The following is a 21,959-nucleotide window of genomic DNA, read 5'->3' as shown; positions in this document are numbered from 1 at the left end:
CATTGCTGCGTTTTTGTGCAATCAAATAAAGAACAAACGTTTAACTTCGCCATTCAGGATTAAAAAACTGATGGTGGCTACGTATTATTCCATTGCTGTTGGGGTGATAGCAAGGTGACTTTATGTCTTTAAGCGGTTTTTCTGATGAAATAGGAAGAAATAGTTAATATTTAATCTTTATCTTAAAGTAGGGAAGGTAACAGCCGGAAAGTATGCGTGATTTTTACACATATTTAAAAATGAGTAGCACTCTGCTTGAGTGATAATTAAAATTGCTATCATGAAAACGAATAATCAAATTGTACAATTTGTCACTATTGATGACGATGAGGCCGGACAGCGCGTTGATAATTTTTTATTAGCGCGTTTGAAAGGGGTTCCTAAAAGCATGATTTACCGGATTGTGCGTAAAGGTGAAGTCCGGGTAAACAAGGGCAGGATAAAACCTGAGTATAAGTTGTCTGCGGGAGATATCGTCAGAATTCCGCCGGTTCGGGTTGCAGAACGGCAAGAGGTGACGGTTTCAGCTAAACTGGATAAAGTTGCTGTATTAGGCGATTGTATCTTATACGAAGATGACCATATTCTAGTGCTCAATAAACCTTCCGGTACGGCCGTTCATGGCGGCAGTGGCTTAAGTTTTGGCGTTATTGAGGGGCTACGGGTTTTACGTCCGGAAGCCAAATTTCTCGAATTGGTGCATCGTTTGGATCGTGATACCTCTGGAATTCTGTTAATTGCTAAAAAGCGCTCAACCTTACGGGCTTTGCACGAGCAATTACGACTTAAACAGATGCAGAAAGATTATCTGGCTTTAGTACGAGGACAATGGCAATCACATTGCAAAGTCGTTCAGGCCCCATTGCTGAAAAATATCCTGCAAAGTGGTGAGCGGATTGTTAAGGTAAGCAGTGAAGGTAAGCTTTCTGAAACACGTTTTAAAGTAGAAGAGCGTTTTACTAATGCAACATTAGTGAAAGCCAGTCCTGTAACAGGTCGGACTCATCAAATCCGCGTTCATACTCAATATGCCGGGCATCCGATCGCTTTTGATGATCGTTATGGCGATAAAGTTTTTGATTCGCAACTGTCAGATACGGGTCTTAATCGCCTATTTTTGCATGCCTGTGCGCTAAAGTTTACTCATCCTTCGACGGGGGAGACATTACGTCTTGAAGCACCGTTGGATGAGCAATTGCGCTATTGTATAAAAACGCTACGTCAGAATCACAGTAATTAACCTATTGCCGTCAGTGGGTTTACCCCCTGGCGGATTAATAATTCAGTCAATGTAATTAATGGTAAACCGATTAACGTATTCGGATCTTTCCCTTCAAGTCGTTCAAATAAAGTAATTCCTAACCCTTCGCTTTTAAAGCTTCCTGCACAATTAAGGGGGTTTTCCGCAGTTAAATAAGCCCAAATTTCATCATCAGTCAGCTTTCTAAAATAGACATTGAACAATTCACAACGGGTATCAGCTATTCCTGTTTTGCTGTTAAAGAGGCAAATGCCGGTATAAAAGGTGACGCAATGACCACTGGCTTGCCGTAATTGTTTAAATGCCTTTTCAAAACTGTGAGGCTTGCCGGTAATTTCGCCATTAATAACACAAACCTGATCAGAACCAATAATCAAATGCTGAGAATATTTTGCTTGTAATGCTTGTGCCTTAGCTTGCGCCAAACGCATAACGAGCTGTTCTGCATTTTCACTTATTCGAGGTGTTTCATCAGTATTAGGAGCCGCGCATATAAAGGGTAGACGAAGTTTTTCCAGTAACATGCGGCGGTAAGCTGAGGTGGAAGCTAAAATGATTTGTGTCATAATTTTTCCAAAAGACATGGCGAAATAATTGCAGGCATTTTAAACTAGGCACAGCTTAATAAGCGAATATTTGGCGGAAAGGTGCAGATGTGTGGCCTTTTTCTTTGACTATATCTCATTACAAAGATAATATGCGCGCCTTATGCAAAAGGTAAAATTACCCCTGACCATTGATGCGCTTCGCGCAGCTCAGAAACGATTAGACTACACAGGTAGTTATTCACCTGAGCAAGTTTTGCGTATCGCGGAATCTGTGGTTAGCGTGGACAATGATGTAGACAGCGTTTTATCGTTTCAGATAGATAACCAACGTCTGGCGGTTGTGCGTGGGCATTCCGATGTGGATGTTACGCTTGAATGTCAGCGTTGTGGCGGTAATTTCAGCCATCACGTTCACATAACATATTGTTTTAGCCCGGTCGTCAATGATGAACAGGCTGAAGCATTACCGGAAGAATATGAGCCAATTGACGTTAACGAATTTGGCGAAATAGATTTGCTGGCAATGATTGAAGATGAAATAATTCTTTCTCTGCCGGTGGTTCCGGTACATGATTCTGAACACTGTGAAGTGTCCGAAGCGGACATGGTGTTTGGTGAATTACCTCTAGAGGCTGAAAAACCAAACCCATTTGCCGTATTAGCCAGTTTAAAGAAAAGTACTTAAGGAGTAAGGTCAATGGCCGTACAACAGAATAAACCAACTCGTTCTAAACGTGGTATGCGTCGTTCTCATGATGCACTGACTGCACCATTACTGTCTGTAGATAAAACTTCTGGTGAAACTCACCTACGTCACCATGTGACTGCTGATGGCTACTATCGTGGCCGCAAAGTCATCAACAAATAATCTCCGCCAGTCATTAGCAAGTTAATACCTTGACTAATCTGACTTTAGCGTTAGATGCCATGAGCGGGGACTTTGGTCCTCGCGTTACGGTGCCTGCTGCATTGCAGGCACTGGCGTCTAACCCTAGACTTAAATTATTGTTGGTCGGGATCCCCGATATCATTTCTCCGATGCTTGTAAATAGCGATGCTGAGTTGCTCAGTCGTTTACAAGTGGTTCCTGCTGAACGGGTTGTGGCTAATGATGCGAAACCATCGCAAGCGATTCGTAACAGCCGAGGAACGTCAATGCGTATTGCCTTGGATTTAGTGAAATCAGGTGAAGCGCGGGCGTGTATCAGCGCAGGAAATACAGGAGTATTGATGGGGTTATCTAAATTGATGCTAAAATCTATAGAAGGCATTGAAAGACCTGCTTTGATGACCGTATTGCCAAACTTGAAACAGCGGGAAACGGTTGTATTGGATTTAGGAGCCAATGTTAATTGCAATAGCCGCATGTTGGTACAATTCGCCATTATGGGTTCAGTAATGGCCGAAGAAGTCGTGGGGGTGGTTAATCCCGCGGTAGCATTGCTTAACATTGGTACAGAAGAGAGTAAAGGGCTGGATAATATCCGCGAAGCCGCCACTATTTTAAAGAACATTCCGACAATAAATTACATTGGTTATCTGGAAGGTGATGAATTACTGACAGGCAAGAGTGATGTATTGGTATGTGACGGCTTCGCAGGTAACGTGACGTTAAAAACGATGGAAGGGGCGATCAGAGTTATCTTATCCCTGCTTAAATCATCGGATGGACAAAAGAAAAAGTTTTCCTGGTTGTTGAAAATAGTCAAGAAGTGGCTGCAAAAACGGATGACAAAACGCTTCGGTCACCTGAACCCTGACCAGTATAATGGCGCATGTCTGTTAGGATTATATGGAATTGTAATCAAAAGCCATGGGGCGGCTAATGAGCATGCGTTTAAAGCCGCAATCGAACAGGCTGTTCAGGCCGTTGAAAGGCAGGTTCCTGATAGAATTGCTGCACGCCTGGAAACAGCATTACCCAAGAGTGACTGAACATACATGTATACAAAAATTTTAGGTACAGGTAGTTATCTGCCTGCGCAAGTGCGTACTAATGCTGATTTAGAAAAAATGGTAGATACTTCTGATGAGTGGATTGTTACCCGTACAGGTGTCCGCGAACGTCGTATTGCTACTGATGATGAAACCGTTGCGGTTATGGGGTTTCGGGCTGCAAAGAAAGCAATTGAAATGTCGGGCATTGATAAAGATCAGATTGATTTAATCATTGTTGCAACAGCTTCATCCACCCATGCTTTCCCCAGTTCTGCGTGCCAAATTCAGCACATGTTGGGTACCCAAAATTCCGCGGCTTTTGATATTTCCGCCGCTTGTTCTGGTTTTGTTTATGCACTGAGTATTGCTGATAAGTTTATTAGAACCGGTGTGGCAAAACATGCATTGGTTATTGGTTCTGATTCTATTACCAGAACACTTGATCCAGATGATCGCGGAACACTTGTCCTGTTTGGCGATGGTGCGGGCGCTATGGTGGTAGGGGCTTCTGATGAGCCAGGAATTCTTTCAACTCACCTTCATGCAAACGGTAGCTATGGTGAATTGCTGGTATTGCCTTATCAGGAACGCCAGAATCTAAAAGAACCAGCGTATGCTAGTATGATCGGTAATGAAGTATTTAAGATTGCAGTTCGTGAATTGGCTAACATAGTTGATGAGACTTTAGAAGCAAATAACTTGCCATATAGTGAGTTGGATTGGCTGGTGCCTCATCAGGCTAATTTGCGTATTATCGCAGCGACAGCTAAAAAATTAAATATGACAATGGATAAAGTAGTGGTAACGCTAGATCGTTACGGTAATACTTCTGCGGCATCGGTACCCACAGCATTTGATGAAGCAGTGCGTGATGGCCGGATTAAGCGTGGTCAGTTAATCTTAATTGAGGCTTTTGGTGGTGGCCTTACTTGGGGTTCAGCACTGATACGTTTTTAATTTGACAGGAAGATGAACATGTCTATGTCTGAATTTGCAATGGTATTTCCTGGTCAGGGTTCTCAAGACCTTGGTATGTTGGCCGATTTGGCTACAACGTTCCCAGTTGTCGAGCAAACTTTTGCTGAAGCATCCGATGTGCTGGGATATGATCTCTGGGCACTGGTTCAACAGGGGCCAGAAGAAGAACTGAACAAAACATGGCAAACTCAACCCGCGTTGTTGGCAGCATCGGTTGCTATTTGGCGGGTCTGGCAGGAAAAAGGTGGAAAAGCACCATCACTGATGGCTGGACATAGCCTTGGTGAATATTCTGCACTGGTTTGTGCAGGTGTCATTGATTTCAAACAAGCAATTAGACTTGTTGAACTGCGTGGCAAATTGATGCAAGAAGCTGTACCTGAGGGTGTTGGTGCAATGTATGTTATTATCGGTTTAGATAATGAATCCATTGATCGTGCCTGTAAAGAGGCAGCTCAGGGGCAAATTGTTTCTCCTGTTAACTTTAACTCACCTGGTCAGGTTGTTATTGCCGGTGAGAAAGAGGCGGTAGAGCGTGCTGGAGATGCATGTAAAGCCGCAGGTGCGAAACGTGCGCTGCCTTTGGCAGTCAGTGTGCCGTCGCATTGTGCACTGATGAAACCCGCCGCAGATAAGCTGGCAGTTGTTTTGGAAGGAATTGAATTTAGCCATCCTCAGTTCCCGGTGGTAAATAATGTTGATGTGAAAATGGAACAATCTGCTGAAGCTATCCGTGATGCACTGGTACGACAGCTCTATAACCCTGTCCGTTGGACGGAAACAGTTGAATTTATTGTTGGACAGGGTGTTGAGCGGCTATTAGAAATAGGGCCAGGTAAAGTCTTGACAGGTTTAACTAAACGTATTGTCAATACCTTAAGTGCAGCAGCAGTTAATGACACAGCTTCACTAGTAACTGCATTGGAAAATAATTGAGGAACAATATGAGATTAGATGGAAAGATTGCATTAGTAACAGGTGCTAGCCGTGGGATCGGCCGTGCAACTGCTGAGCTATTAGCAGAGCGTGGAGCCTATATCATTGGTACAGCAACAAGCGAAAAAGGTGCTGAAGTCATCAGTGCTTACCTTGGTGAAAAAGGTAAAGGTTTTGTGCTGGATGTCACGGATCCGGAATCGATTGAACAGCTTATGTCTACCATCCGAACAGAATGGGGTGGGCTTGATATTTTAGTGAACAATGCAGGTATCACGGGTGATAACCTGGTGATGCGCATAAAGGATGATGAGTGGCAGCATGTTATTGACACTAATCTTTCATCCGTTTTCCGTATGACAAAAGCGGCAATGCGCTTCATGATAAAAAAACGTTATGGTCGTATCATCTCTATTGGCTCTGTTGTTGGGTCGATGGGGAACACTGGGCAGGCAAGCTATGCAGCGGCGAAAGCAGGTCTTGTTGGTTTCAGTAAGACATTGGCTCGCGAAGTGATTTCCCGCGGTATTACTGTTAACGTTGTTGCGCCAGGGCTTATTGAAACTGATATGCTAAAAGCGTTGCCAGAGGAACAGTTGGCGAACTTTTCGAAAGATATCCCCGCCAAGCGGCTTGGGGATGTAAAAGAAATTGCTAGTGCTGTGGCTTTCTTTGCTTCTGATGAAGCGGCTTACATCACAGGCGAAACATTACATGTCAATGGCGGCATGTACATGAACTAAAAAATGAGCGAACCAGTTGCATTTTTTGTGTCAAATAACGCAAAATAGTGCAAGTTTGTGGTTCGACCAGCCGGGATTGGGTTGCATCTTTTCCTGTATTTTATAAACTACGAAAACCATCGCGAAAGCGAATTTTGATAGGAAATTTAATAGCATGAGCACTATTGAAGAACGCGTTAAAAAAATCATCGTTGAACAACTTGGTGTTAAAGAGGAAGAGGTTGTTAATTCAGCTTCTTTTGTAGATGACTTGGGCGCTGATTCTCTTGACACAGTTGAACTGGTAATGGCTCTGGAAGAAGAGTTCGATATCGAAATTCCAGATGAAGAAGCAGAAAAGATCACTACAGTTCAGGCAGCTATTGATTACGTCCAGAACCAAAGCGAATAAGTGAACACACCTAGGCGGTCATTCGACCGCCTATGTTTCTGCCCTAAATAATTTCCCTCCCTGGAGGATAAGCGTGTCTAAGCGTCGAGTAGTTGTGACCGGACTAGGCATGTTATCTCCTGTCGGTAATACAGCAGAATCTTCTTGGAAAGCTGTTTGTGCCGGACAGAGTGGTATCAGCCTTATTGACCATTTTGACACCAGTCATCATGCAACTAAGTTTGCTGGTCTGGTTAAAGATTTTAATCATGAAGATTTCAATATTTCGCGCAAGGATGCACGAAAAATGGATGACTTCATTCAATATGGTATTGCAGCAGGTGTGCAAGCCATTGAAGATTCCGGAATTGAAGTAACAGAAGCCAATGCTAGTCGTTTTGGTGCTGCTATTGGTTCTGGTATTGGTGGTTTGGGTCTGATTGAAGAAAATCACGGGGCATTGGTAGCGAATGGTCCTCGCAAGATCAGTCCATTCTTTGTACCTTCTACGATTGTAAACATGGTAGCAGGTCATCTGAGTATTATTTACGGTTTGCGTGGTCCAAGCATTTCTATCGCTACAGCATGTACATCAGGTGTACATAATATTGGTCATGCTGCCCGTATTATTGCTTATAATGATGCTGACATTATGCTGGCAGGTGGTGCGGAAAAAGCCAGTACTCCTCTAGGGGTTGGTGGCTTTGGTGCTGCCCGTGCTTTATCTACCCGTAATGATAATCCACAAAGTGCAAGTCGTCCGTGGGATAAAGACCGCGATGGCTTTGTTCTGGGGGATGGTGCAGGTATTCTGGTACTAGAAGAGTATGAGCATGCGAAGAGGCGTGGTGCGAAAATTTACGCAGAAATCGTTGGCTTTGGCATGAGTAGTGATGCTTATCATATGACGTCTCCGCCAGAAAATGGTGCAGGTGCTGCGCTGGCGATGGAAAATGCACTGAAAGATGCCGGTATCACTACCAGGCAAGTGGGATATATTAATGCTCATGGCACTTCAACACCGGCTGGCGATTTAGCGGAAGCCCATGCAGTTGAGTCGGTGTTTGGTGAAGGCACTGATGTTTTAGTGAGTTCCACCAAATCAATGACGGGTCATTTGTTGGGTGCTGCGGGGGCGGTGGAATCTATTTTCACTATCCTTGCATTGCGTGATCAGGTTGTTCCACCAACTATCAACCTGGAAAACCAGGATGAGAACTGCCGTCTGGATTTCGTGCCAAATGAGTCCCGTAAGGTAGAGGGGATGGAATATGCATTGTGTAACTCTTTCGGCTTCGGTGGTACTAACGGCTCACTGATTTTCCGTAAGATGTAAACCTAATTGACAGACAAAGCCTGATATTACAGAAAATTGCTGTTGAGGGTCTCTCGGTATGAATTTGTAAGTATTGAGAGGCGACAAAATAGAAAGCTCCAATAGTTAATAATTATTGGAGCTTTTTTTGTGGCAAGAATCATAGGCATTTTTGCACTCGCGTCAGCGATATACTATGATACCGTCTGTTGATGAATTGATTGAAATGCCTTTTTTGAGTAATTAAGAATAAAGTTATATGTATTGGATTAATGGGCAGCGGAGCAACTATTTACCAGTCAATGATCGTTCAGTTCAATTCGGTGATGGTTGTTTCACAACAGTAAGAATAGAACAGGGGCAGGCTGCTTTATTGCCACTGCATATCCAACGATTACAAAAAGGCGTTGAAAGGTTATATCTTCCACAACCCGATTGGCAACAGCTTGAAAACCATATAAAACAGATTGTTTCTACAACTGAACAAGGTGTACTTAAAGTTATTATTTCCCGCGGAACCGGAGGGCGTGGTTATAGTGCTGAGGGTTTTACACAACCCAATGAGATTTTGTCTCTTAGTCCTTATCCCGAAAGATATTTAAAACAGCGTCAGAAAGGTTTATCTCTGGTGCTCAGTCCGATACCGATGGGAATAAATCCTTATCTTGCCGGAATTAAACACCTTAACCGATTAGAGCAGGTATTGATTAAATCATTTATCGAAAAATCAAATGCTGATGAAGCTCTGGTACTTGATACTGATGGTTTGTTGGTTGAATGCTGTACTGCAAACATTTTCTGGCGTAAAGGAAAAGATGTGTATACTCCTGATTTACGAAGTTGTGGTATTGAAGGGGTGATGCGGAGAAGAATAATCGCGTTATTATCGGAAAGTGATTATCACTTTTCTTGTGTAAACTGTTATCCCGAGACATTGGCTGATGCAGATGAAGTGATAGTCTGTAATTCTTTAATGCCAGTGATACCGGTCAGAGAAATTCAAATTCATGAAAATCAGCCCACATGGAAATATCAGTCAAGGGAGCTGTATGATTATTTGCTTCCTGAATGTCTGAAATTGTAATTCATAATGTGTCTAAGTGAATAGTGTGTTTAAAAGTGAATAGTGTATCTAAGCGAACAATGTGTTTAAGTGATTAGATTAATTGATGAAACGAAAAAAAAGTCTTTTTGCTCTATTGGTTTTGATTGTCATTACGGCAGCAATATTACTCTATGCTGGCTATAAAAAAGTTGAAAAATTTGCGGATCAAACACTAACAATTAAACAGGATCGAATATTTACCTTACCAGCCGGCATTAGTCGTCATGGTTTGGAGGCGTTACTAGTGCGGGATAACTTGATTGAAGATAGTCATATTTTCCCTTGGTTATTAAGGCTGGAGCCAAAACTTGCCGAGTTTAAAGCGGGAACTTACCAATTGACACGAGAAATGACGTTGCGGGAAGTGTTGCAGTTATTCTCTAGTGGTAAAGAAGCGCAATTTACGGTCCGTTTTGTTGAAGGTAGTCGTTTATCTGACTGGTGGAAAATACTACAACAATCTGAATATCTTAAACATGAATTGGATAATAAAAATGCGCGGGAATTGGCTGAGATACTCGATATAAAAGATACAGATACTTTGGAAGGGTGGCTTTATCCTGATACCTATCACTATACGGCAGGTACAAGCGATGTGGCGTTGCTGAAACGAGCATATCGACAGATGAAAATAACGCTTGAAGAGGAGTGGGAAGGGCGTGACAAAAATCTGCCCTATAAGAATGCTTATGAAATGTTGATTATGGCGTCGATTATTGAAAAAGAGACCGGTGTTGAGGCTGAGCGGACAAAAGTTGCTTCTGTATTTATTAATCGTTTACGGTTGAACATGCGGCTTCAAACTGATCCGACCGTGATTTATGGTTTAGGCGAAAAATACACAGGCACTATTTTTCGTAAAGATTTAACGACATTGACACCCTACAATACTTATATGATTAATGGCCTGCCGCCCACACCGATTGCGATGCCTGGTCTTGCTTCCATAAAAGCGGCTGCACACCCGGCAAAAACTGAGTTTCTCTATTTTGTGGCGAATGGTAAAGGTGGCCATACTTTTACGACCAATCTGGCTGCGCATAATAAGGCGGTAAATATTTACCGTCAGGGGTTAAAGCAAGATAAATGAACAGCAAATTTATTGTTATTGAAGGGCTGGAAGGTGCAGGAAAAACGTCAGCGATGAAAACAGTCGTTGAAATATTGCAGCAGCACGGTATTCAGGATTTAATTTTTACCCGTGAACCGGGTGGAACACCACTAGCAGAAAAATTACGTGAGTTAATTAAACAAGGTGTTGAAGGTGAATCTCTGACGGATAAAGCAGAGGTGTTAATGTTATATGCAGCCAGAGTTCAATTAGTCGAAAATGTGATTAAACCTGCTTTGGCTGGTGGTACATGGGTTGTGGGTGATCGTCATGACCTCTCTTCCCAGGCATATCAAGGGGGAGGACGTGGTATTGATAAAAACTTGATGGCTTCGCTACGTGATACTGTGCTTGGTGATTTTCGTCCTGACTTGACTATTTATCTCGATCTTCCTCCTCAGATTGGTTTACTACGTGCCCGTGAACGTGGAGAGTTAGACCGAATTGAAAAAGAATCAATGGATTTTTTTGATCGTACGCGCAGCCGTTACCAGGAGTTTGCAGCACAAGATAAGAGTATTGTGACCGTTGATGCGGCTCAACCGATAGAGCAAGTACAAGCAGATATTGAACTGGTACTTGGGCAATGGCTAAAGCAGCAGGAAAATGGCTGATGAATTGGTATCCGTGGCTTAATCAGGCGTATCGTCAGTTGGTGGAATCTCACCAGCAAGGACGAGGCCATCATGCTTTATTGGTTCATGCCAATGCAGGTACTGGAGCCGATGTATTGATCTATGGATTAAGCCGTTGGTTGATGTGTCAGAATAGGCAGGGGATGAAAAGCTGCGGGAAGTGTCATAGTTGTCACCTGATGATGGCAGAAACCCATCCTGATTGGCACATTATGACTCCTGAGAAGGGTAAAACCAGCGTTGGTGTGGAAGCGGTACGGCAGATTACGGAAAAGCTTTATAGCCGTTCTCAGCAAGGTGGGGCAAAAATTGTTTGGTTACCTTTGACCGAGTGTTTGACAGATGCTGCGGCTAATGCATTATTGAAAACATTGGAGGAGCCGCCGGAACATACCTATTTTCTTCTGGAATGTCGGCAACCAGTCAGCCTTTTGGCAACTTTACGTAGCCGTTGTTTTTACTATTTTCTGCCGGTACCTGAGACGGAAAATAGCCTTTATTGGTTGCAAAAACAGTTGCCTTTAATTTCTTCGGTCGATGCGATGACAGCATTAAAACTGTCTCAGGGAGCACCTGTAGCAGCAGAACAATTATTGCAACCGGAGCAATGGCAGATACGGGAACAGTTTTGCCAAGCTGTCAAACAGGCTTTGGATAAACGTGATGCTTTGTCACTTTTACCTCAACTGAATCATGAAAATGCGCCACAACGACTTCATTGGCTTATCAGTTTGTTACTTGATGCGATTAAGTGGCAACAGCAGGTGCAGAGTTATTGCATCAATCAAGATCAACAAACGCTGATTTATCAGTTGAGTTCCATGCATACTATGGCTGTTTTGCTACAAAGCGTTGGTGATTGGATGTCTTGTCGTCATCAATTGCTTTCAGTAGTGGGCGTAAATTGGGAATTGTTGTTGGCAGAACAGTTGCTTAATTGGGAAAAACAGTTTACTTCATAACCCTGAAACCTTTTTGTATACGAGTTTAAATATGTTGTTAGTTGATTCGCATTGTCATCTCGATTGTCTCGATTATGAAAATCTACACAAAAATGTAGATGATGTTGTTGCAAAAGCGGCAGATCGGGAGGTTAAATTCATGCTGGCAGTAGCGACGACGCTACCCGGCTTCCAGCAAATGAAAACGCTAATTGGTAAACGGGAAAATATCGTATTTTCCTGCGGTATTCATCCACTTAATCTGGATGAAGGTTATGACTTTGATGAGTTGGCATGTTTAGCGGCTGGGAATGAAGTTGTTGCACTAGGTGAAACTGGGTTGGATTACTATTATCAACAGGATAATGCTGAATTACAGCGAACCTCATTTCGTGAACATATTCGTATCGGACGAAAACTCAACAAGCCGGTTATTGTTCATACCCGTAGTGCACGTGATGATACTTTAAAGGTATTGCGTGAAGAACAGGCACGAGAATGTGGTGGTGTTTTACACTGTTTTACGGAAGATAAAGATACGGCTAGGGAATTACTGGATTTAGGCTTCTATATTTCATTCTCTGGTATTGTTACTTTCCGTAATGCAGAGCAGATTCGTGAAGCGGCGAGATATGTACCGTTGGATCGTATTCTGATTGAAACCGATTCGCCTTACCTTGCACCTGTGCCTCATCGTGGCAAACAGAACCAGCCAGCCTATGTACGTGATGTTGCGGAATATATGGCTGTACTCAAAGGTGTGAGTGTTGAGGCGCTGGCAGAAGTGACTACACAGAATTTTTGCGATTTATTTCATGTTGATGTAGACAAAATTTGATTTATCAACTTGAATCTTTGGCTTGTAGGCGCTCATATATCTGTTATTTTTTGAATATAAGGAAAATGTAATGGCAGAAGAAACTATTTTCAGTAAAATTATTCGCCGTGAAATACCTTCTGATATTGTTTATCAGGACGATCTGGTCACTGCATTCCGCGATATTTCTCCACAAGCACCGACCCATATTCTGATTATTCCAAATGTTTTGATCCCAACAGTGAACGATGTTAAGCCGGAGCATGAAGCAGCGTTAGGGCGAATGATGACGGTTGCAGCAAAAATTGCTGAACAAGAAGGCATTGCTAAAGATGGATATCGTTTGATTATGAACTGTAACCGCCATGCGGGGCAGGAAGTTTATCATATTCATATGCATTTGGTTGGTGGTCGCCATTTAGGGCCATTGTTGATGAAGTCAATGTGAAGTACTGACATTCATAGACATAGGCAGATATTCGGGGATGTTTATTCCAAGATGGCCCCGAATATCTCGATTTTGTAATATACCCAATGGATTTCAAGATGCATCGCGACGGCAAGGGAGTGAATCCCCGGGAGCATAGATAACTATGTGACCGGGGTGAGTGAGTGCAGCCAACAAAGAGGCAACTTGAAAGATAACGGGTATAAATGCTGCAAATTTATCATTAGAGTTGAACCGATAATATATTGCTGCTGTCACAGCGAAAACTTATCTGTTTTTTAAAACTCTGTAATTGGAATAGGTTAATGAGAAGAATTCTTTTTGTAGCACTATCGGTTATGTTTTTGGCTGGATGTCCATCTTTGCCACCGGAGCAGCCTGAACCTCCGACGCCGGTTGTACCCGTGACCCCATCGGAAAAACCGACGCCGCCATCTGAAAAGGTGCCAGAACCCCCGAAAATGCGCACGATTGACTGGGAAAGTACTGTGCAGCCATTAGTAGAGCAATTAGTTAAGGCTCATGGGTTGGAAAGCGGGAAGTTACTGTTAGTTGATACGGTAAAAAATAATACCAACGGTGCATTACAAACCATGCAGGCAACCAATGCTTTGTGTCAGGCTCTCAGTAGCGAACATGTTTTTGAATTAGTACCGCAAAATCAGGTGCAAAGTGCCCGTCAATCTCTAGGTTTATCTGAAGAAGATAGTTTGGGATTGCGTAGCAAAGCGATTGGTCTGGCGCGTTATTTGAATGCCGATTATGTTCTCTATTCTATAGTTTCAGGTAACAGTGATAAGCGTGATATCGTCATGCAACTGATGCTAGTACAAACGGGTGAGATTCTCTGGTCAGGGCACGGTGACGTTAAATAATCATGATTGTTTATTGCGGGCATTGTGCAGGCAATGGCCGCATACCGAGGAAAACGATTGGAAGATAAGACCGTTAAACGGTCTGACAAATGAGAGCTATTATGCCACCAATGGTGAATATCATGTCGTTGGCCGTAGACAGTGGCAGCAGGGGAAACGGCTTGGCGTTAATCGTCAGCGTGAAAGCGCCATTTTGCGCCATCTCAGCCAGGTAAAAATTGCTCCGCAAGTAATAGCAATGGTTCCTCACTGGTTGTTGTTGGAATGGTTGCCCGGCCATATTATTGGGCAAAATGAGTTTACTCAGCCTGATTTTTTGCAAAAATTGGCGGTATTATTGGCGATTTTGCATCACCAGCCTCTGTTTGGGTACCGGCTTCAACTACGGCATCAGCTAGAAAGCCACTGGTTGCAGATTGATAAAGCGCGTCTTACTCCTCGCTGGTTGCGGTTGCATAAACATTTTATGTCGTCTCCAATGCCTTCAATACTAAAATTATCACCCGCTCATATGGATGTGCATTATGGTAATTTGCTTAATACTTCTCGGGGGTTGAAACTCATTGATTGGGAATATGCAACTGATACCGATATTGGGTTTGCGCTAGCGACACTGTTTCGCACTAATCATTGGGATGAGTCGCAGCAGCAGGATTTTTTGAACGCCTATTGTTGTCAGCCATCAGGATACTTGAATCGAATGCTATTAGAGCGCCAGATTAAACGTTGGCGACCTTGGGTTGATTATATGTTTTTGATGTGGTTTGAAGTGCGTTGGAAACAGAGTGGTGATTCGCAATTTTTAGAATTAGCACAACCGTTACGCCTTTCTTTTGGTCTAACGTTTTAAATTTCTATCACACTGCATTGATTGCAGCACATAAATACAAGTGAGGAATATTATGGGTCCGGTCATGTTAGATGTTGTTGGTTATGAATTGGATAATGAAGAGAAGGAAATTTTGCAACATCCATTAGTGGGCGGATTAATTCTGTTTACCCGTAATTTTTATGATGCTGAGCAATTGCGAGAATTAGTACGTCAAATTCGTAAGGCTTCCCGCCATCGTCTTGTGATTGCTGTTGATCAAGAAGGTGGCAGGGTTCAGCGTTTCCGTGAAGGTTTCACTTGTTTACCAGCGGCTCAATCTTTTGCTGGATTGAATGACAATCTCAGTGGCACTAAATTGGCGGAAGAGGCGGGTTGGCTGATGGCGTCTGAAATGATTGCTATGGATATCGATATCAGCTTTGCTCCGGTTTTGGATTTAGGTCACCAGTGTGCGGCTATTGGTGAACGTTCATTCCATGAAGATCCTGAACAGGCCAAGATTATGGCGGAGAACTTTATTAAAGGCATGCATTCTGCTGGTATGAAATCGACGGGTAAACATTTTCCGGGGCATGGTGCTGTTAATGCTGATTCTCATAAAGAAACACCCTGTGATGATCGCCCGTTGGAAGTTATTTGTCATCATGATATGTCTATTTTTCGTGATTTTATTCAGCGCAATTTGTTGGATGTGATTATGCCGGCTCATGTGATCTATTCTCAGGTAGATGAGCATCCAGCCAGCGGGTCGTCATACTGGTTAAAATCGGTGCTGCGCCAGCAATTAGGCTTTGATGGCGTGATATTTTCCGATGATCTTTCTATGGCGGGGGCGGAGATGATGGGAAGTTACGTTGAACGCGGACAGACTGCGCTTAATGCAGGTTGTGACATGATTTTGATATGTAATAACCGTGATGGAGCGGTTAGCGTGCTTGATAATCTGCCTTTGACCAAAGTGGAGAGATTATCAGAATTGTATCATCGAGGTGGTCAATACAGCCTGAATGAGTTAAAGAATTCGAAACGTTGGCAGCAGGCTAATAAAGCACTAACGGCTTTGTGTGAACAATGGCAGGATTGTGCACGGTAATTTGTAAAGTATTTGTGTTATTGCCAAATAGATGACCTTTAGCGTTAATTGTGCGGGAAAATATCCCGCTTTTTTGTGTACATAGCATGGTCACATTCCTGAAATTTCTTTGATATCAGGCATTTTTTCTGATGCATATTTTATTTTCTATGTAAACAGGAAAATGAAATAAATAAGAGCTGAATCCAGCCAACTGAAAATAAATTGACAAATCTTGTGATTGATGTTTATTTATTCAAAAGAATTTGATGTTGTTCAATTTTGGTATGACCTACTAACCAGTCATGATATTCTGTAATTATCACATCAGTTATTTGTATAAAACTAAATGTTATTTAAAGGCATTATTTTACTGCCCTTAAATAACATTTGGTTTACATTTTAGTGGAGTAGTCATGACAACACCAAAGAAAAGAATTGTTATCATTGGTGGAGGTGCCGGTGGTTTGGAGCTGGCAACCAGTCTGGGGCATAAGTTAGGTCGCAAGAAGAAAGCAGAAATTGTGCTGGTGGATCGTAACCAAAGCCATTTATGGAAGCCGTTATTACATGAAGTAGCAACAGGTTCCCTTGACGATGGGGTTGATGCGTTGAGTTACCTGGCCCATGCCCGTAATCACTATTTCAGTTTCCAATTAGGGACCTTGACTGATATTCACCGTGATAGCAAAAAAATTACTTTGGCTGAGATCAGAGATGAATATAGCGAAGTGCTGGTACCTGAACGTGAATTGAGCTACGACATTCTGGTTATGGCTTTGGGTAGTACATCTAATGATTTTAATACACAGGGTGTGAAAGAGCATTGTATCTTCCTGGATAACCCACAACAGGCTCACCGTTTCCATAATGAAATGTTAAATCTGTTTCTTAAGTATTCTGCAAACTGTGGTCAACAAGATAAGGTTAATATTGCTATCGTTGGCGGTGGTGCGACAGGTGTTGAATTATCAGCGGAATTGCACAATGCGGTAAAACAGCTTAACAGTTATGGTTTTGAAGGGTTGAATTCAGAAGCGTTGAACGTGACGTTAGTCGAAGCAGGGGAGCGGATTCTGCCTGCATTGCCTGCGCGTATTTCTGCTGCGGCACATCAGGAACTGACAAAACTTGGCGTTCATGTATTAACTAAAACTATGGTGACCAGTGCTGATGAACGCGGGTTGAATACTAAAGAGGGTGAGCTAATTAAAGCTGATCTCATGGTATGGGCTGCCGGTATCAAAGCACCTGATTTTATGAAAGATATTGCTGGTCTTGAAACTAACCGAATTAATCAGTTAGTGGTGAAGCCAACTCTGCAAACGACACTTGATGATCATATTTTTGCCATTGGTGATTGTGCATCATGCTCGAAGAAGGAAGGCGGTTTTGTTCCACCAAGGGCACAGGCGGCTCATCAAATGGCTAGCTGCTGTTACAGTAATATTATTGCCTTGTTGTATGACAAGCCGTTAAAAGAGTATACCTATAAAGATCATGGTTCCTTGGTATCGTTGTCTAAATTCAGTACGGTGGGTAGTTTGATGGGCAATTTGATGCGTGGTTCAATGATGATAGAAGGGCGTGTAGCTCGCGCTGTCTATATCTCTTTATATCGTATGCATCAGGTCGCCTTACATGGATATATCAAAACTGGCTTAATGATGCTTGTTGGCGGTATAAACCGTGTAATTCGCCCACGATTGAAATTGCATTAATGACTTAATTAATATAAGGCCCCCCGTAGAATAACGGGTGGCCCTGATAAAACATCACTACTTTAATCTGAAATCATTTACCTTAATTAAGAAAGCAAACGATCAACTAATTTGAAAGCATTTGCGACATTTGGTCGCGAGCCTATTCCTTGTAGTTCTCCTATTGCAAAACCGCTACTTCTAACCAATGTCGCTATTTGAGTGCAATCAAAATATTTATGATATTTTGATTTAGCATAGGACTGAATAAGTGCTAATGCCCCTGAGACTAAAGGTGTAGCACTGGATGTACCATTATAACTGCGAGTATAATTTCTATTATTTCCTGATAGGTACTGTAAGTTTGTATATCCAGTAGTTGTGACATTCTCGCCCCAAGAATTTAAACTGGTATGGAGATTATGATTGGAAAATCCTAATCGGTGTCCATTAATTGATGTACAGGCACCAATCATAATACCGCCAGGATCGCCGTAATTAGGGAAAGTGAAATCATAGGCTAAATTAATACCGCTATTACCAGAAGCAAAAATAATGATTGCTCCTGCATCAGCACAACTTTTTATTCTTTGCCAATTAGATTTAAGGTAGGTAAAAGGATAATATCTATTATTGGCTACAGTTTGAATATTTAAACTAATAATATCCCCAGGTAAAAAGCTATATATGATCCTATCAAAATCATCGACGTCATAAAAACGGAATTGACATTCGTGAGCAATACCCGTCACACCGAATTCATTATCTTTTGCAGCAATACAGCCGGTGGCTGCTGTGCCGTGATTACAATCTTGTGTTTCTGGGCGGCTGTTGATAACTGTAATATTACCAACCAAATCTTCATGGTTTCTATAAACACCAAAATCAAGATGGTGTACAGTGACGCCTTTGCCTTTATAACCTTCATCCCAAGCCTTTCTAATATTCATACCGTTGTGTTCGTCTAAATATCCCTGTAGATGTGAAAAATCAGGCGTAACGATATGAGTAGTATCAAATTCAGGAATTATCGTATCCTCTTCGGACAGAAGTAAAGGCGGTGGCGGTAGCTCTTTCAAAATCGGCGTAAGAGAGCAAAATTCGACATAATCCAGTTTCTCCAGTTCATTGGCTAACTTAACTAAATCAGCATGATTAATATCAGCATCTATCTTGTAGAGGTGAGTTAATTTACTGAATTCTGGTGTTTTCCAGGTTTTCTTATCTAAATCTTCTTGATTAAAAACAGGTTTTATCTCTATTGCGCTTTTATATGAATTAAAAATAGGTAATAAATTATCTTTTTCTATTTCAAATTTTTTTAATCCATCAGGGGAAAACATAATCTCAAGATTATATTTCAAATTATTATTTGGGATATCATTGTTTCCTTTTAAAGAGACAGTGTTATTTTTATCAGGTGTTTGTTTCGGGGGGATATGGTTAATGTCAATATTATCAGTTTTGTTTTTATCTATCTCATCGATTTTCTTATTGATATCAAACAATAAATCTGATTCTTTTATTTCTATATTTTCTGGTGTAAGCTTAGCAACTATTTTACCATTCTGAATAAGGGTGGTTTCTATGGTATAATTTGCGGGTTTTAGTGAAGTCAAGCAGGCGAGTTGATTATCTTCACTATAACATTCATATATCTCTTTTGTATTTAAATTGGTTACGGTGTATTTTATTTCTGTCTTGTGACTAATTTCACCGTGACATTTGAGATATAAATTACCGTCAAATTTTGCAGATTGAAAGTACTCAAGGGATATGTTCATTATCATTCTCCTCTTTGGTTAATTGCCTCCTCAGTATAACTATAATTGGGTATTTCATATTATTATTATTTCTTAGTCCATTGTTCTGTTAGAGAGTAACTCAGCTATCTATACTGATTATTGCTGAATGTGATTTTAGAATTAATTTATAATCGCTTTGATGAGGAAGTTATTTTTCTTAAAATAAAAAGTGGGCTTTTATTAAGGTGGGTAAGTTTAAATGACCTTGTTAATAGCATGGGATATATTTACATAGTAAGTGCAATATCGTTACTCTGTAAGTAAACATATCCGTATTCCTTTAAATAATTCATTGGGTGTTTTACTACCCCGAGTTTTTCAGGGGCGATTACTTAATCGGTTTACCACAAAATCTATTTCCTGCTCAGAGATTTCATTAAAATTGGTTCCTTTTGGAAAGTATTACTTGATTAACCCATTGATATTTTCATTGGTCCCTTCTTTCCCAAGGTGAATAGGGTGAGAAAAGTAAATTTGCGCCTCTAATTTAGTTTATGCTCTGCAAATTCCAAACATCGTATCATCTTCCCAATCGCCACTACGTTCAACTTTCCAATTACAGAGAATGACGCGAACAAATCATACTATTTATCCCACATAATTATGAAGGATTTAGGTTAAGTGATCTTCTGGCAGAGCGAGCGGCAGATAAGAAGTAAGATTGGCATGGATAACCCTAACCCCTCACATAACCATAAAAGACAATATTTCATCACAAATTTACGATAAGAATCACATTTCATTTTGAATGAATACCGAAATCAATCATTATAAATGTGATATTCATCACATAATAAAAACAAAAAGATAAAATTAATTTGAAATTATTAATGTTGATTATTAAATGATTAATATTAATCTATTTTTTATACAATACTGTTACAAAATAATCACATTGGCCTGTTTTTTGCTTTGTCATATAACCTCTTGTTTTTGCTGCTATCTTAACCAACTCCCTATTTTAGTTGCCCGGTTGATAATCAACTCTAAATATTGATCGCTAAGCTAAATTTGTGGTTAATACTGTTTCGACATTGTGGAATAGAAAGTCAATGAAAAGCAGTATTGTAGTATTAACGGTTTTTTGTAGCGTGGTTTCAGGCAGTCAAGCCGCCGATATCGCAGATCAACAACTCATTCATCAACAGGCCCGTCAGCAAGCTCTGGAGGCGCAATTAGCCCCGCCCTCTGCGGAGGTTCACCTGTCGGTACCGGAAACCGGGGAGTCATCCGCCTTTCCGGTGGAAACCCCGTGTTTTCCTATCACTCATGTAGCATTGGCAGGCACCAAAAATTTCCCGCACTGGTTACCGTTCCGGCGTGTCACCCAACAGGGCGAAAACCATTGCCTGGGCGATAAAGGCATTAGCCGGCTGATAACCCAGTTGCAAGATCAGCTCATTAATCACGGCTATGTCACCAGCCGGGTTCTGGTTCCTCCCCAGGATCTGCGTACCCAAACGCTAAAACTGGTGATGATACCGGGAAAAATCCGGCATATCCGCTATACCCCTGACAGCGGGAAATATATCCAGCGGATAACCCCCTTTCCCGCGCGTGAAGGCAAGCTACTGGATTTACGGGATATTGAGCAGGGATTGGAAAATCTGCAACGTTTCCCCACCGTGCAGGCGGATATGAACATTGTCCCGGCAGAGCAGCCGGGGGAGAGCGATATTGTGCTGGACTGGCGTCAGTCCCGGCACTGGCGAGTCGCGACGTATCTGGATGATACCGGCTCGAAAAGCACCGGGCGTTATCAGGGCGGACTCACCTTTTTTCTGGATAACCCCCTGGCGCTCAGCGACCTGTTCTATCTCTCCGGTGGCCGCGATATTCACGCGTCTGCCGGCAAGGGCAGCCAAAATGACACGCTCTATTACTCTTTGCCCTTCGGTTACTGGATGGCGAGCGTGACAGCCAGTCATTACGATTATACCCAGACGATAGCCGGGCTGAATCAGGCGATCCAATACCGGGGCAAAAGTCAAAACCTGGCGGTTCAGCTTAGCCGGGTGCTGCACCGTAATGCCGATCAGAAAACCCTGCTTAACGGTGAAATTTATCGTCGGGCGTCCCGCAATTTTATTGATAACACTGAAATCGATGTTCAGCGCCGGGAAACCGCGGGCTGGAAGCTGGGGCTGTCCCATCATCACTTTATCGGCAGCGCGACGCTGGATACCCGGGTGACTTACCAACAGGGCATGCGCTGGTTTGGCGCGCAACCTGCGCCGGAAGAGTACCGCAATGAAGGGACCGCCTTGCCTAAAATCACCCAGTTCTCAGCGACGCTTGCCGGGCCGTTAACGCTGTTTTCTCAGCCCTTTTCTTATCAAACCCAGTATTTGCGTCAGATAAGCGCCAGCCCATTGACACCCCAGGATCGATTCTCGATTGGCGGTCGCTGGACGGTGCGCGGCTTTGATGGCGAGCTGACCTTATCCGCTGATCGGGGTTGGTACAGCCGCAACGAGCTGGACTGGCAAACCCCGCTGAAAGGGCAGTCGCTGTATCTGGCAATGGATT

22 protein-coding genes and 1 pseudogene are annotated in these 21,959 nt (G+C 42.3%); 20 read left to right on the top strand and 3 right to left on the bottom strand.

Annotated elements, in window-relative coordinates:
* Positions 1 to 280 precede the first annotated feature (280 nt).
* Complete coding sequence (rluC, locus tag EAE91_RS18790) at positions 281 to 1,240, top strand: 23S rRNA pseudouridine(955/2504/2580) synthase RluC (RefSeq protein WP_214089820.1); 960 nt, start codon at positions 281 to 283, stop codon at positions 1,238 to 1,240.
* Here the strand turns inward: rluC and EAE91_RS18785 are convergent.
* Positions 1,237 to 1,827: a Maf family protein gene (locus EAE91_RS18785; protein WP_214089819.1), complete on the bottom strand. Its 591-nt coding sequence runs from the start codon at positions 1,825 to 1,827 to the stop codon at positions 1,237 to 1,239. The genes rluC and EAE91_RS18785 overlap by 4 nt on opposite strands.
* A 142-nt stretch (positions 1,828 to 1,969) precedes the next feature.
* On the opposite strand from EAE91_RS18785, the gene yceD reads away from it, so the two are divergent.
* The 18 genes from yceD (at position 1,970) to EAE91_RS18695 (ending at position 17,646) form a co-directional block, all read left to right on the top strand.
* Positions 1,970 to 2,494, top strand: coding sequence for a 23S rRNA accumulation protein YceD (gene yceD / locus EAE91_RS18780; protein ID WP_214089818.1), 525 nt, complete (start codon positions 1,970 to 1,972; stop codon positions 2,492 to 2,494).
* Between the two features lie 12 nt (positions 2,495 to 2,506).
* Complete coding sequence (gene rpmF / locus EAE91_RS18775) at positions 2,507 to 2,677, top strand: 50S ribosomal protein L32 (protein WP_011147057.1); 171 nt, start codon at positions 2,507 to 2,509, stop codon at positions 2,675 to 2,677.
* A 29-nt stretch (positions 2,678 to 2,706) separates the two neighbouring features.
* Positions 2,707 to 3,744 (top strand): phosphate acyltransferase PlsX, encoded by a 1,038-nt coding sequence (gene plsX, locus EAE91_RS18770; RefSeq protein WP_214089817.1) that lies wholly within the window; start codon positions 2,707 to 2,709, stop codon positions 3,742 to 3,744.
* 6 nt (positions 3,745 to 3,750) lie between these two features.
* Entirely contained in the window at positions 3,751 to 4,704 is a 954-nt protein-coding gene (locus EAE91_RS18765; RefSeq protein ID WP_214089816.1) for a beta-ketoacyl-ACP synthase III, read from the top strand.
* 24 nt (positions 4,705 to 4,728) lie between these two features.
* The gene (fabD, locus tag EAE91_RS18760; protein WP_214089846.1) at positions 4,729 to 5,661 is read left to right on the top strand and encodes an ACP S-malonyltransferase; all 933 of its coding nucleotides are present in this window, start codon (positions 4,729 to 4,731) and stop codon (positions 5,659 to 5,661) included.
* Positions 5,662 to 5,669: 8 nt separating this feature from the next.
* Positions 5,670 to 6,404: a 3-oxoacyl-ACP reductase FabG gene (fabG, locus tag EAE91_RS18755; protein WP_214054730.1), complete on the top strand. Its 735-nt coding sequence runs from the start codon at positions 5,670 to 5,672 to the stop codon at positions 6,402 to 6,404.
* A gap of 154 nt (positions 6,405 to 6,558) precedes the next feature.
* Positions 6,559 to 6,795 (top strand): acyl carrier protein, encoded by a 237-nt coding sequence (gene acpP / locus EAE91_RS18750; RefSeq protein ID WP_011147052.1) that lies wholly within the window; start codon positions 6,559 to 6,561, stop codon positions 6,793 to 6,795.
* Positions 6,796 to 6,868: 73 nt separating this feature from the next.
* Complete coding sequence (gene fabF / locus EAE91_RS18745) at positions 6,869 to 8,110, top strand: beta-ketoacyl-ACP synthase II (protein WP_214089815.1); 1,242 nt, start codon at positions 6,869 to 6,871, stop codon at positions 8,108 to 8,110.
* Positions 8,111 to 8,348: 238 nt separating this feature from the next.
* The gene (pabC, locus tag EAE91_RS18740; protein WP_214089814.1) at positions 8,349 to 9,173 is read left to right on the top strand and encodes an aminodeoxychorismate lyase; all 825 of its coding nucleotides are present in this window, start codon (positions 8,349 to 8,351) and stop codon (positions 9,171 to 9,173) included.
* A gap of 85 nt (positions 9,174 to 9,258) precedes the next feature.
* Positions 9,259 to 10,284 carry an endolytic transglycosylase MltG gene (mltG, locus tag EAE91_RS18735; protein WP_214089813.1) on the top strand — a complete coding sequence of 342 codons (1,026 nt, stop codon included), beginning with the start codon at positions 9,259 to 9,261 and terminating at the stop codon, positions 10,282 to 10,284.
* Positions 10,281 to 10,919: a dTMP kinase gene (tmk, locus tag EAE91_RS18730; RefSeq protein WP_214089812.1), complete on the top strand. Its 639-nt coding sequence runs from the start codon at positions 10,281 to 10,283 to the stop codon at positions 10,917 to 10,919. Before mltG ends, tmk begins: the two co-directional genes overlap by 4 nt.
* Positions 10,919 to 11,902: a DNA polymerase III subunit delta' gene (gene holB / locus EAE91_RS18725; protein ID WP_214089845.1), complete on the top strand. Its 984-nt coding sequence runs from the start codon at positions 10,919 to 10,921 to the stop codon at positions 11,900 to 11,902. Before tmk ends, holB begins: the two co-directional genes overlap by 1 nt.
* 31 nt (positions 11,903 to 11,933) lie before the next feature.
* Complete coding sequence (locus tag EAE91_RS18720; RefSeq protein WP_214089811.1) at positions 11,934 to 12,719, top strand: metal-dependent hydrolase; 786 nt, start codon at positions 11,934 to 11,936, stop codon at positions 12,717 to 12,719.
* A gap of 70 nt (positions 12,720 to 12,789) precedes the next feature.
* On the top strand, positions 12,790 to 13,146 hold the full coding sequence (hinT, locus tag EAE91_RS18715; RefSeq protein WP_105395045.1) for a purine nucleoside phosphoramidase: 357 nt from the start codon (positions 12,790 to 12,792) through the stop codon (positions 13,144 to 13,146).
* A 305-nt stretch (positions 13,147 to 13,451) separates the two neighbouring features.
* Entirely contained in the window at positions 13,452 to 14,021 is a 570-nt protein-coding gene (lpoB, locus tag EAE91_RS18710) for a penicillin-binding protein activator LpoB (protein WP_214089810.1), read from the top strand.
* Complete coding sequence (gene thiK / locus EAE91_RS18705; protein WP_214089809.1) at positions 14,008 to 14,871, top strand: thiamine kinase; 864 nt, start codon at positions 14,008 to 14,010, stop codon at positions 14,869 to 14,871. The genes lpoB and thiK overlap by 14 nt, the downstream gene beginning before the upstream one ends.
* 52 nt (positions 14,872 to 14,923) lie before the next feature.
* Positions 14,924 to 15,946, top strand: coding sequence for a beta-N-acetylhexosaminidase (gene nagZ, locus EAE91_RS18700; RefSeq protein WP_214089808.1), 1,023 nt, complete (start codon positions 14,924 to 14,926; stop codon positions 15,944 to 15,946).
* 395 nt (positions 15,947 to 16,341) lie between these two features.
* Positions 16,342 to 17,646, top strand: coding sequence for an NAD(P)/FAD-dependent oxidoreductase (locus EAE91_RS18695; protein WP_214089807.1), 1,305 nt, complete (start codon positions 16,342 to 16,344; stop codon positions 17,644 to 17,646).
* 86 nt (positions 17,647 to 17,732) lie between these two features.
* Here EAE91_RS18695 and EAE91_RS18690 read toward each other — a convergent pair whose 3' ends face one another.
* Together EAE91_RS18690 and EAE91_RS18685 are read right to left on the bottom strand one after the other, a co-directional pair.
* Positions 17,733 to 19,409, bottom strand: coding sequence for a S8 family peptidase (locus EAE91_RS18690; protein ID WP_214089806.1), 1,677 nt, complete (start codon positions 19,407 to 19,409; stop codon positions 17,733 to 17,735).
* A gap of 270 nt (positions 19,410 to 19,679) precedes the next feature.
* A pseudogene (locus EAE91_RS18685) lies at positions 19,680 to 19,919 on the bottom strand (IS30 family transposase); the annotation flags it as partial.
* Positions 19,920 to 20,482: 563 nt separating this feature from the next.
* On the opposite strand from EAE91_RS18685, the gene EAE91_RS18680 reads away from it, so the two are divergent.
* The coding region (locus tag EAE91_RS18680; protein WP_214089805.1) for a ShlB/FhaC/HecB family hemolysin secretion/activation protein at positions 20,483 to 21,959 on the top strand (1,477 nt) is incomplete at its 3' end.

The organism is Photorhabdus noenieputensis, assembly GCF_018448935.1.
GTDB classification, from domain to species: Bacteria; Pseudomonadota; Gammaproteobacteria; order Enterobacterales; family Enterobacteriaceae; genus Photorhabdus; species Photorhabdus noenieputensis.
Note: the sequence above shows the minus strand (reverse complement) of the source record. Positions and strands in the feature narration are given on the sequence as shown.